10 protein-coding genes are annotated in these 11,735 nt (G+C 44.0%); 3 read left to right on the top strand and 7 right to left on the bottom strand.

Features of this window, described 5'->3' with window-relative positions; all coding sequences use genetic code 11:
* Positions 1-10: 10 nt before the first annotated feature.
* Genes AC3EBE_RS17995 through AC3EBE_RS17985 form a run of 3 tightly spaced genes read right to left on the bottom strand, consistent with a single transcriptional unit; the run spans position 11 to position 3,678 of the window.
* Positions 11-1,675, bottom strand: coding sequence for a GspE/PulE family protein (locus AC3EBE_RS17995; RefSeq protein ID WP_488596411.1), 1,665 nt, complete (start codon positions 1,673-1,675; stop codon positions 11-13).
* Positions 1,676-1,700: 25 nt separating this feature from the next.
* Positions 1,701-3,092: a VanW family protein gene (locus tag AC3EBE_RS17990; RefSeq protein WP_488596410.1), complete on the bottom strand. Its 1,392-nt coding sequence runs from the start codon at positions 3,090-3,092 to the stop codon at positions 1,701-1,703.
* A gap of 37 nt (positions 3,093-3,129) precedes the next feature.
* Positions 3,130-3,678: a hypothetical protein gene (locus tag AC3EBE_RS17985; RefSeq protein WP_488596409.1), complete on the bottom strand. Its 549-nt coding sequence runs from the start codon at positions 3,676-3,678 to the stop codon at positions 3,130-3,132.
* 143 nt (positions 3,679-3,821) lie between these two features.
* On the opposite strand from AC3EBE_RS17985, the gene AC3EBE_RS17980 reads away from it, so the two are divergent.
* The 3 genes from AC3EBE_RS17980 to AC3EBE_RS17970 are packed head-to-tail and all read left to right on the top strand — an operon-like array spanning position 3,822 to position 5,621.
* Positions 3,822-4,238, top strand: coding sequence for a type IV pilus modification PilV family protein (locus AC3EBE_RS17980; RefSeq protein WP_488596408.1), 417 nt, complete (start codon positions 3,822-3,824; stop codon positions 4,236-4,238).
* A 4-nt stretch (positions 4,239-4,242) separates the two neighbouring features.
* The gene (locus AC3EBE_RS17975; protein WP_488596407.1) at positions 4,243-4,671 is read left to right on the top strand and encodes a PilW family protein; all 429 of its coding nucleotides are present in this window, start codon (positions 4,243-4,245) and stop codon (positions 4,669-4,671) included.
* An 8-nt stretch (positions 4,672-4,679) separates the two neighbouring features.
* Entirely contained in the window at positions 4,680-5,621 is a 942-nt protein-coding gene (locus AC3EBE_RS17970) for a hypothetical protein (protein ID WP_488596406.1), read from the top strand.
* A 26-nt stretch (positions 5,622-5,647) separates the two neighbouring features.
* On the opposite strand, the gene AC3EBE_RS17965 is transcribed toward AC3EBE_RS17970, so the two are convergent.
* From AC3EBE_RS17965 to AC3EBE_RS17950, 4 genes are all read right to left on the bottom strand, one after another.
* Complete coding sequence (locus tag AC3EBE_RS17965) at positions 5,648-6,112, bottom strand: GGDEF domain-containing protein (protein ID WP_488596405.1); 465 nt, start codon at positions 6,110-6,112, stop codon at positions 5,648-5,650.
* The gene (locus tag AC3EBE_RS17960) at positions 6,090-7,367 is read right to left on the bottom strand and encodes a GAF domain-containing protein (protein ID WP_488596404.1); all 1,278 of its coding nucleotides are present in this window, start codon (positions 7,365-7,367) and stop codon (positions 6,090-6,092) included. The genes AC3EBE_RS17965 and AC3EBE_RS17960 overlap by 23 nt, the downstream gene beginning before the upstream one ends.
* 93 nt (positions 7,368-7,460) lie before the next feature.
* Positions 7,461-8,774, bottom strand: coding sequence for a bifunctional folylpolyglutamate synthase/dihydrofolate synthase (locus tag AC3EBE_RS17955; RefSeq protein ID WP_488596403.1), 1,314 nt, complete (start codon positions 8,772-8,774; stop codon positions 7,461-7,463).
* 70 nt (positions 8,775-8,844) lie between these two features.
* Positions 8,845-11,484: a valine--tRNA ligase gene (locus AC3EBE_RS17950; protein WP_488596402.1), complete on the bottom strand. Its 2,640-nt coding sequence runs from the start codon at positions 11,482-11,484 to the stop codon at positions 8,845-8,847.
* Between the last annotated feature and the right edge of the window lie 251 nt (positions 11,485-11,735).

Here is an 11,735-nt window from a genome sequence, read left to right as displayed (position 1 = left end):
CATTCCCCGCTTATTCTGTAATAGCTACCCTTAAGACTTCCTCTGTCGATGTAAGGCCCTGCTTTACCTTCAACAAGCCATCATCAATCAGGAAGATTGTTTTATTGCGTATCGCAATATCTCTTAAAACTGATACAGGCTCTTCATTCATGATCGCCTTGCGCAGCTCCTCATCGATGGCCAGCACTTCATGGATGGCAATACGTCCGCGGTAGCCTGTCATATTGCAGGACGAGCAGCCCCTGCCCTTCCAGACCGTTTCGATCTGGATCCCCCTTTTTGAGAAGATATCAACTTCCCGTTTGGTTGGCTCATGGGCTTCCGCACAGTCCCGGCATATTTTCCTGACAAGACGCTGTGCAACCACACCGCTTAATGAGGAAGCGACCAGGAATGGTTCGACGCCCATATCGATCATCCTCGTCACCGAACTGAGCGCATCATTTGTATGAATCGTGCTTAAGACAAGGTGACCTGTCAAAGAGGCCCTGACTGATACTTCGACAGTTTCCTTGTCGCGGATTTCACCGACCATGATGATATCCGGATCCTGGCGCAAGATAGAGCGGAGTCCGGCTGCAAATGTCATCCCAACATTCTGGTTGACCTGGATCTGGTTGATCCCCTCAAGCTGGTATTCTACCGGATCCTCAATCGTAATGATGTTCACTTCCTCACTGTTCAGCTTGTTAAGTGCTGCATACAGAGTTGAAGATTTGCCCGAACCAGTAGGACCTGTTATTAACACAATTCCATTTGGCCTTGAAATCATATTCATGAACCTTGATAGGTTGTGTTTATTGAACCCAAGCTTCTCGATATCATTCAGCGTGCTGCCCATGTCGAGTATCCGCATAACCACCTTTTCTCCATAGACAGTTGGCAAAGTGGATACCCGGAGATCGACTGGATGGAAGTCGATATTGACCTTGATCCTGCCATCCTGAGGCACCCTGTTCTCGGTGATGTCAAGGTTCGCCATGATTTTAACCCTGGCAATCAGGACATTCTGCATATGCTTAGGCAGCACACGCTCAGTCCTGAGAATGCCATCAATCCGGTAACGGATGACCACCTTCGTCTCCTGTGGATCGATATGGATATCACTCGCCTTGCTGGTAGACGCATTAGAAAGCAGCTGGTTGACAAGCCTTATGATTGGCGAGTCTACCTCATTTACTTTTTCTTCTTTAAGAGCCTCTGCGTTCAACGTATTTAAACTCATCAGCTCTTCAAAGCCTTCATTGCTGTCATAATACTTATTGATCGCCCTCAGGATATCATCCTTGGTGGCGATGGCCGTTTCAATATGGAAGCCTGTTGACAGCCGGAGGTCATCGACCGTGAAAAAGTCCATTGGATCGGCCATGGCGACAAATAGCTTGTCCCCTTCCTTTTTCAGGGGAATGACCAACCGTCTTATCGCCGTTTCCTTTGGTACTAGTGTGAACAGATTCGTATCGAATGGGTACCGAAAAAGACTGATATGCGGGATGCCAAGCTGGAATTCAAGGACCTCGATCAGCTGCTGTTCAGTTATGTACCCTTTTTGCAGAAGGGCATCGCCAAGCTTTTGCCCTTCCGCTTTATCGGATAAGGTGTTGTGCAGCTGCTCATCCGTTATGATTCCGGTCTCAACCAATAAGTCCCCTAGCCGCTTTCTTGTTTGTCTCATCTACAATCGCTCCATGTTCAATAGATTACTTAGGCTGTTCATTCGGCTTTCCCCAGAGTCCGCCTTCCGTATCTCCATCTTCAGCGGCATCCTCCTGGTTTGAAGAACCATCACTGCTTTGTTCTGGCGCCGTCTCATCCTGACCTGCCGGCACTCCCGGCAATGCATCCGGAGGTGTTTGATTTGTATCTGGCCCTGTAACAGCTCCAGGAAGGGTGTTTGCAGCTGTCCCGGTATCAGCACCAGGAGGGGTGTTTGGATCTGGAGCCGCTGGTTGGGCGGCAGGCTCAACAGGGACAATTTCCACCCTGTGCATTGGCGGATAAAAATCTTCAGAAATGAATTCTGATTCAAGGAGTTCCCCCTTATTTCCGTAAGTTTCACGCGAAACTGTAATCAGGAAACCAGGCTCTCCTTCTCTCTCAACCGACTTTTGCCCTGTGTTCAGAAGCGGAGAATATTGCTTAATGGTCCTTGGTTTAAATTCCTGCTTGTCAGAAGCTGTAAATTTATATTCATACAAAAGCGGTGCACCTGTAATCGTAACAAGCAATTCTTCATTCACGATCTCCAGCTTAATAGTGTAAGCTGTTTTATTAGGGTTAAAAAGCTTCAAATCAAGGTTTTTTGCAAAATCAACCTTTGACTCAAACCCAAGCTCAATATTTTCTGGCAGTTTAGAGCTGATATGCCTTTCGGCGATTGTAAAATTCGTCGAAAGGATGGCCTTATAAATCGCTGATGCAATTTGACTATATGCATATGCAGGCTTCTCGGCCAGATTATTTTCTATAGCATGGCTGGCCAAAGAAAATTGGGTTTCTGGAGCAATCTCAATTTTTTGAATAGCTTCTGCAAGTTCTTTAATCTCTGCGCTTTCTTCCGGCAGCACTAAAGATACTTTTGCAATCGTTACAGGCTCTTCTTCCGGAAGATACTTCTCAAGGCTGATTTCTGTTGCAAGAACCAGACTTTTAGCTGCTGCCTGCAAATCACTGCTCAGCAATTCTTTTTTCAGCTGGCCGGAAATGGTATCAGGCAATATCAAAGTATTTAAAGCTTCTTCCTTCAGTTCAACAATCAGTTCATTTTGTGCTCCGCTTTGTGCAGAGGCGACTGACTCCTCGATCAAGAATGCAAAATGTGATGGATCGATTGCAAAGGTTTCCCCTTTATAAAGCAAACTGATCTTGGCAGACTGCGTCCATTCGTTAATTTTTGCTTCAACCGCAGACTTTGCTTCCTCTTGTGTTTTATTTGAAACGTCCGTGTTTCCTATGTATGTATTTTCAGAGAATGGCTGATTAGTCGATGCACGGGAGCCAAATGCTGATGCTCCGAAATAGGTAAAGCTAAAGATAAAGATAGAAAAAACAGAAAGAATCAGCGAAAACTTCAGGATTTGCTGCTTTCTCACGTACTTGTCCTCCCGGCAGATAATGTATTAGTAGTTTTTAAGAGTGGGTGCTGGCATATGCCTTTTCATATTCATGATTAGCCAGCACATCATCCATTTCCATGCTGCCTGCTGGTTTAATCCACTCTACGTGAGGTATATGATCACCATTTCTTTGATCCAAAAATGATATATCATCATCAGCAAAGAATTGCGGATCTTCAACAAGCCCGGTTTTATTCTTTATGTCAGGATGAAGCTCTAACGCCGAAGGCTCCATTTTAACGGAAATGTCGTTCACGGAACCATGATTATCAAATGAATCCTCGTCGATATTGGTGTGTAGACGTTCTTTTAAAGGTGTTGAAACTTTTGGAGCAGAGAATCGATTCACTAGTATATAACTTGTACATGCCCCTAGCAAAACGATTAAAGACAGCACTTGCCATAATTCTGCAACCATCATTGACACTAGTCCGAAAGTCCCGATTATTGCCGCCATGATTATAACGATATTTTTTTCTTTCCTGGTCAACCCCATAGGTATCACATAAATCAAAATACCTGAAAAAACGATAGATATTAATAAAAATAACAGCTTCCCCATCCTTCCACTCCCCTGTTTCAACATATTTTGCGAGTTTCACAATTTTCTTTAAATCCAAACGTAAAGTCTCAAAATATGACAATTTTCACTTCTTTATATTGTATAATATAATTACTAGATTTAGAAGATAGGGGAAGAAAGTATTGGGAAAAAAGTTGCATAACCAAAATGGCCTGACACTGCTGGAGGTTTTACTGTCAATTGTGATCCTTACAATTGTTCTTGCCTCATTCGCTGCCTTTTTCAGCCAATCAGCATTATTCGTAAAGAAAAATGAAGAGAAGCTTTCCACCTCGCAAACTGCTCAGCAAATCATCAATTTAATTGAAGTGAACATTTCAAAAGGCCAGTTAGCAACCAGCACTGATTGCGCTGACTTTAGATGCACTTTAGATAAAGCTGGCTTAGAAGCCCTTTCAGGTCAAGCCATAAGCAGTACATATACTATATCGGCTGACTTCATTCCAAGTGTAGAAGAATTAGTCCAAGTAAAAGTAGTAATTTTTGACAATGACGATCCCGAGAGTTCTTCCGAAACTTTTACATATATAAGAAGGTGAACATGTGAATAACCAAAAAGGACTTTCCTTAATCGAACTTCTTGCTGCCATTGCCATACTCTTCATCGTCTCGGGAATCATCTACGGGGTGTTTTTTACGTTCAATAAAAATTACGATCGCATTTCAAATAAAAACAATATGGACCAGACAGCCAATCTTGTGCTGGCAACGATTAAAGAGTATCACCAGTCACATGATTCATACTGGATCAAGTATGATAGCACAAGCAAAAAGGCCTTCATTGGCAAGGATGCTGCCAATATATTGCTGGGAGATTCCAATTATAGGATGGATTTAAAAGTTGGATCTCCCGCAGCAGCTGCGATAACGGACACAAAAATAGATTCACATCAGCCACTTACAGTTGAATTGAACATTACGGACCAAAAAGGGCAGACACTTAAAGTTGAAACAACCGTAAAAAGGTATTAGGAGGGATTATGTTGAAGATAAGAAGTGAAGGAGGCTATGCTCTTGTCCTGGTTTTAGTGATTATCACAATCACTTTCACTCTGGCTCTCTCGATGAGCGGGATGGCTCTGTCTGCCCGGAAGCAGTTCAATAAGACGGATGGAGTCAACAAGGCAACTGATTTGGCAGAGATGGGAGTAGCTCACTATGAAACGCTGTTGGCTAAGATTGTCAGTGATTCAAATATAGCCGCTGATAAAGCAGTAGAAGCCGCGATAAATGGAGCAAATAAAAATGGGAAAAAAAATAGGAACTTACCCGAATATGACACTTACTTCTATCCCATCTTGAAGAGCAAATTAGATTTAACTGCTAATAAAAAGTTTTCGGTAATAGTAGAAAATAGCAATTCTTATTCAGTAAATCTTACATCATATACTTCTCCTGTAGATAAAAAAATCACTGTGAAATTTACTAGTGAAGGAAAAACAGACAAAGAATCGAAAATTTTAACCAGTACAGTTACCATTACGAAAAACTCGATAACCCGCCACGGGGAAGATGCACCCGATAAAAGCAAATTCTTGGCCATTGAAAATAATGCATTCGAGCTAATTGGGAATTACCCAACAAAGGTCTATTTAACCTCCACCTACTTTGAGAAAAAAATAGATTTACGTGGGAAGAATTTATTGACTGTAAAAGGAGATACATATTTTAAAGATAATGTATCACTTAAAGGTACAGATACTATTATCATTTATGGAGATGCAATCTTTTATAGCAATATTGATAACCCTTATGTAAACGGTAACTCTGCGTTTTGTGTCTATGGAAATACTTATTATGTCGAGAACAATAAGTTAGTTGAATACACACCATTTCCTTCCGGCAGGAAAGACGCCTGTCCAAGGCCGCTCGACGATGAGTGGTACATCAACCCAGATGAAGGTGTGAAGGTTCAATACTAAAGGCTGACCCATCCGGGTCAGCCTTTTTATTTTACATATTCCGCAACCCTGTTTCGGCCGGAACGCTTAGCTCCTACATATAATGCTCTGTCTGCGTGGCGGATCAGAGCGAGTGAATCGTCAGCGTCCTGCGGGGCGGTTGCTACACCGATGGATGCGGTGATATCCACGAGTACCAGTCTGTCTTCCAGATCCATGGATTGCAGGAGGGCGAAAGGCTCATTGGCAATCATTAGCCTGATTTGCTCGGCCAGTTTGAAGGCATCACCCTTCATCATATCCGGAATAAGGATGACAAACTCCTCTCCCCCATATCGGGCAACGGTTCCGATGTCTCCTATTCGTTCCTTCAGTCTGGCAGCCAGTTCAATTAAAATTTCATTGCCGCTTTGATGGCCGTATGTGTCGTTCACAGATTTGAAATGATCAATATCAAGAAGGATAAGTGACAGCAGCTCCCTCTCTCCCTTATTGCAGCTGCCCAAACTCACTTGAGAGCATGTTTTCAAAATAGCGGTAGTTATACAAGCCCGTCAGTGCACATCGCTCGCTATTCTCCTTTGTCTTTTCGTGATGCCTTGCATTTTCAACGGCAATGGCGAAATGGGAGCAAAGAATATCAACAATCATAAGCTGCGATTTTTCAAATGCTCTTTTTCTATTTGCAGCCAGAACAAGAACCCCGATTACCTGGTTGTTTCTTACAATCGGAACACTTAAAACGCTTTCGGCGTTTTTCGGTATGAATGCAGAGTGAATATGCTTCCACTCTTTGCGGGAGCTGAAGAGCATAGGCTTCTTTTCTGCCCAGACAAGTCCGCTTATTCCCTGGCCTTTTTTTAAAGACGCTTCATTGGGTACCAGTGTTTTCCCGAATTCAATTTTATGAATCAGTTTTAATTCCCGTTCATCTATTACATCCAAGACATAGGCATAATCAACCGGAAGCATTTCTATCAGCTTTTGGGCAAACAAATCAATAACTTCATCTGCTTTCAGCCTTTCTGCAAGCTGATGTCCAATTTCGGCTGCTTTCTGCAAAAACTCGTTTACCTTATCGCTGGAATAATAGAGACTTAGAATGATTGATAAGCTGGCAAATGGAATTCCAACAAACAGCAAGGAAATGACTCCCATTTCTCTGTATAGTTCATACAAAACAAATCCTATCGGGAAGGTTATTAAAGTCGTTACAACCTCCCAAATAAAATCCTTGCCGAAAAAAGGGCCTTTTTGCTTAGCTAAGACGGCCTGAATAAAGATGAGCAGAATGGTATTAATAGCGAAATTGCACAACCCATAAAGAATGCCAAGAACAATGATGAATGGTTCATTAGCGAAATCTGCTCCATGACTTCCCCCTAGTGCGTAAAATAGTAAACCACTTAGCAGCGATACTATGAAAAACATGAGAGAATTCAATGGGAATTTATATATATCCGCCTTCTGAAGCCTAAGCCTCAGCAAGAGAACCACTACAGATATCTGAATCAAAATCATTTCAACAAAAAGGCCATATGTTAGAAACACAGCCATCGAAACCCACTGGATCAAGAAAATCGGCGTATTGTTCACGACCATTGGCATGGATGCCACAACAGCAGTCAACAGGAGAAACGCCAATACATCTGCGATTGATCCCTGGATGGAGGGTGGATAGACCTCATAGGTTACCCAGATCCCAACAGGAACTACTAGCAGCCAGGCAAACCAAATAGCTTTTTTTACTGTGGCCGAAAGATTCATCTATCCACCCTCCTTTCATGAAATTACCGATTAGGTAAAAAGTCACACTTTTTTAATATTTTAGCAAACTTTTTGTACAATGTCATAATTTTCTTATTTATTTTCCAATATTTTTACAATAAATGGTTTTACTTCGGACAAAAAGTATAGAGAACCTGTCACAATCAGGATTTCATTTCCTTTTAAATCAACTATCTTGCTTTCAAGATAATTTTTATAATCTTGAGCGATTGTTTTCGTTTCGGATGGGCGGCCTGATTCCAAAAGCTCTTCTGCACTGGCCGCTCTTGGAAAATCAAAGGTCGTGAAGGTTAGGGTGTCCGAGACATCTTCCAGGATATTGATCATCCTGTCCAGCTTTTTATCCTTCAGTGCCGCAAAAAGGATACTAATCTTTTTATCGGCATATCGTGATTTTATTTCAGTGGCAAGGGCATTTATTCCTTCCTCATTATGCGCTCCATCGATCACAATATGAGGATGGTCACTGAGCACTTCAAGTCGGCCGGGCCAGTACGCTTTTTTGAGTCCTTCCCTGATGTGGGTTTCTTCTATAATGAAGGAATAGAACTTGCCAAGGATTTCAGCGGCCATGACAGCCAATGATGCATTATCCACCTGGTGAGAACCAATCATGGATGTCTCGAGATTCTCCAATTTGTTGAACATGCTTGAAAAAGTGAATCGTTCCCCGTCATTCAAGGATGTTTTTTCGCCTGCAAAAAATTGCTCTCCCAACTGATACAGTGGTGACTTCAGCTCTGCTGCCCTGCTGCGGATCATCTCTAAAGCCTCTGGCTGCTTCACTCCGGTGATGACACTTACGCCGTTTTTAATGATGCCGGCCTTTTCAAAAGCGATTTTTTCATATGTATCGCCAAGGATATTGATATGGTCGAGGCCGATGCTTGTGATGACAGAAAGCAAGGGATGGATGACATTGGTGGAATCGAATCTTCCACCCAAGCCTACCTCATAGATGACAACGTCGACCGGGTTTATTTTTGCAAAGAAATATAGAGACATCGCGGTGATGACTTCGAACTCCGTCGGACCGCCAAGCTCTGTTTCCTCCAGTTCATCGGCTAGCGGCTTGATGATATTGGCTGCCTGCACCAGCTCCTCATCGCTGATTGGCATGCCGTTAATGCTGATGCGTTCATTGAATTGCTCGAAGTATGGCGAGGTAAAAGTGCCTGTCCGGTATCCGGCTGTTTCAAGAATGGAGCGCAGGAATGTGACCGTCGAGCCTTTTCCATTCGTCCCGCCAATATGAACCGTTTTGATTCGCCTTTCTGGATTTCCCAGCCTTTCAAGCATCCATTCCATCCTTGCCAGTCCTGATTTGATTCCAAGTCTGAGTCTGGCATGGATCCATTCCACTGCCTCATTATATGTCTGAAACATGATAACACCTCAAATTCAAGATGAAGACGAACCAATACTGGTTCGCCTTCTGATGTAGTATTTATTTTTATCAGCCTTTAAGTTCATTGATGCGAGCTTCTACAGCTGCGCGTTTTTCAAGGTAATCCTTTTCTTTCGCGCGTTCTTCTTCAATGACCTTTTCAGGAGCCTTTTTCACGAAGCCTTCATTCGCAAGTTTCTTCTGAACTCGCTCAACTTCCTTATCCAGCTTCTCTTTTTCTTTTTGCAGACGGGCGATTTCTTCATCGATGTTGATGAGCCCTTCAAGCGGCATGATGATTTCAAGGCCAGTAACGACGGCTGTCATTGCTTTTTCCGGTGCTTCTACTTCAAGTCCGATCTGCAGGCTTTCCGGATTACAGAAGCGTACGATATAGCCGCGATTGCCTTCGAGAGTTTTTAACGTCTTTTCATCCTTAGCCTTCAGGAACATATCAACCTTTTTGCTAAGCGGTGTATTCACCTCAGAGCGGATATTCCTTACCGCACGGATTACTTCAACCAGAAGCTTCATATCCTCAGCTGCCTCATTGTCTGTCAATTCAGGGTCAGCCTTTGGCCAGCTTGCAATCGTGATTGACTCACCTTGATGCGGAAGGTTCTGCCAGATTTCTTCCGTGATGAACGGCATGAATGGATGTAGCAGGCGCATCGTGTTGTCAAGAACATAAGCTAAAATCGATCTAGTTGTCTTCTTGGCAGCTTCATCTTCTCCGTAAAGCGGCAGCTTCGCCATTTCGATATACCAGTCGCAAAGATCATCCCAGATGAAGTTATAAAGCGCTCTGCCTACTTCTCCGAATTCATAGCGGTCAGACAGCCTTGTAACCGTTTCGATTGTTTCATTCAGGCGAGTCAGGATCCATTTATCTGCGACAGACTTTTCGCCGCTCAAATCGATTTCTTCATACTTAAGGCCATTCATGTTCATCAATGCGAAACGGGAAGCATTCCAGATTTTATTAGCAAAGTTCCAGGTAGCTTCAACTTTTTCAGTGCTGTAGCGCAAGTCCTGGCCTGGTGAGCTTCCAGTTGTCAGGAAGTAGCGCAGGGAGTCTGCACCGTACTGGTCGATGACATCCATTGGGTCAACGCCGTTGCCGAGTGATTTACTCATCTTGCGGCCATCTTCCGCACGAACCAGGCCGTGGATCAAAACATCCTTGAATGGACGCTTGCCCGTGAACTCAAGTCCCTGGAAAATCATCCGTGATACCCAGAAGAAGATGATATCATAGCCTGTTACCAGTGCATCTGTTGGATAGTGTCTCTTATAGTCAGCTGCCTCTTCATTCGGCCAGCCCATTGTGGAGAACGGCCATAATGCGGAACTGAACCATGTATCAAGAACGTCATTATCCTGCTCCCAATTTTCGATATCAGCTGGAGGCTGGTGATCAACGTATACTTCCCCGGTTTCTTTATGGTACCAGGCAGGAATTCGGTGTCCCCACCATAGCTGGCGTGAGATACACCAGTCACGGATGTTTTCCATCCAGCGCATATAAGTATTTTCAAAACGCTCAGGAACAAAGTTAACCTTGTCTTCTTTTTGCTGAAGCGCAATCGCTTCATCGGCAAGCGGCTGCATTTTAACAAACCATTGAGTTGACAGGTAAGGCTCGACTACAGCTCCGCTGCGCTCTGAGTGTCCTACAGAATGCATGTGCTCCTCGATCTTGAACAATACACCCTGCTCCTGCAGATCCTTGACGATTTGCTTACGGCATTCAAAACGGTCCATCCCCTGGTACTTGTCGGCATTTTGGTTCATGCTGCCGTCTTCGTTCATGACAAGGACTCTTGGCAGGCTGTGTCGGTTTCCGATTTCAAAGTCGTTAGGGTCATGTGCCGGAGTGATTTTCACTGCCCCGGAACCGAATTCCATATCAACATAATCATCGCCGACAATCGGGATTTCACGGCCAACGATTGGCAGGATGACTGTCTTGCCAATCAGATGCTTGTAGCGGTCATCCTCAGGATGGACAGCAACTGCTGTATCGCCAAGCATTGTTTCAGGGCGTGTCGTTGCGATTTCAATATGGCCTGAACCGTCAGCAAGCGGGTACCTCATATGATAGAATGCACCCTGTACATCCTTATGGATAACCTCGATATCGGAAAGAGCTGTTTTTGCAGCCGGATCCCAGTTGATGATGTATTCGCCGCGGTAAATGAGGCCCTTGCGGTAAAGAGAAACGAATACTTCTTTTACAGCGTCTGACAGACCTTCATCAAGAGTGAAGCGCTCGCGACTGTAATCAAGCCCCAAGCCCAGCTTTGACCATTGCTTGCGGATATGCTGTGCGTATTCATCTTTCCACTTCCATGCTTCTTCAAGGAATTTTTCGCGGCCTAAATCATAACGGTTGATTCCCTGGCTGCGGAGTTTTTCGTCAACCTTCGCCTGTGTCGCGATACCTGCATGGTCCATTCCTGGAAGCCAGAGCACGTCGTAGCCTTGCATACGCTTCATTCGCGTCAGGATATCCTGCAATGAAGTATCCCATGCATGGCCCAGGTGAAGCTTACCTGTAACGTTTGGCGGCGGGATAACGATTGTGTAAGGCTGTTTCGTCTCGTCAGCCTTCGCTTCAAAAAACTTCCCTTTGATCCACCATTCATAGCGGCCCTGTTCGATTGTGGCCGGATCATATTTTGTCGGCATTGACAAGTTCTCTTCCATGATTTTTCCTCCTTATAGGCTTCGTTAAAGTGCTCAACACTGATCTTTTAACATTGCCTTTTGATAAAGGCTCTGTTTAACAAGTCTGTTGATTTTCGTTCCAGGCGCTTCGCTTTCCTCGGGGCGTGCGGTGAGCCTCCTGATATGAACGAAACGGTCAAGTTCCTCACTACAGTACCCGTTTGGTTTTGTTTTTAGGCACCTTTAAGAAGAGAAGCTATTTAAGCTTCTTTGCCTGGTTAGATATTCAG

Source organism: Mesobacillus sp., assembly GCF_057785455.1.
The sequence above is the reverse complement of the archived record's forward strand: the minus strand, read 5'-3'. Positions and strand labels throughout refer to the sequence as shown.

Coding starts and splice junctions, on each gene's coding strand:
- AC3EBE_RS17995 (WP_488596411.1), bottom strand. CDS start 1,675: ATGAGACAAACAAGAAAGCGGCTAGGGGACTTATTGGTTGAGACCGGA.
- AC3EBE_RS17985 (WP_488596409.1), bottom strand. CDS start 3,678: ATGGGGAAGCTGTTATTTTTATTAATATCTATCGTTTTTTCAGGTATT.
- AC3EBE_RS17970 (WP_488596406.1), top strand. CDS start 4,680: ATGTTGAAGATAAGAAGTGAAGGAGGCTATGCTCTTGTCCTGGTTTTA.
- AC3EBE_RS17960 (WP_488596404.1), bottom strand. CDS start 7,367: ATGAATCTTTCGGCCACAGTAAAAAAAGCTATTTGGTTTGCCTGGCTG.
- AC3EBE_RS17955 (WP_488596403.1), bottom strand. CDS start 8,774: ATGTTTCAGACATATAATGAGGCAGTGGAATGGATCCATGCCAGACTC.
- AC3EBE_RS17950 (WP_488596402.1), bottom strand. CDS start 11,484: ATGGAAGAGAACTTGTCAATGCCGACAAAATATGATCCGGCCACAATC.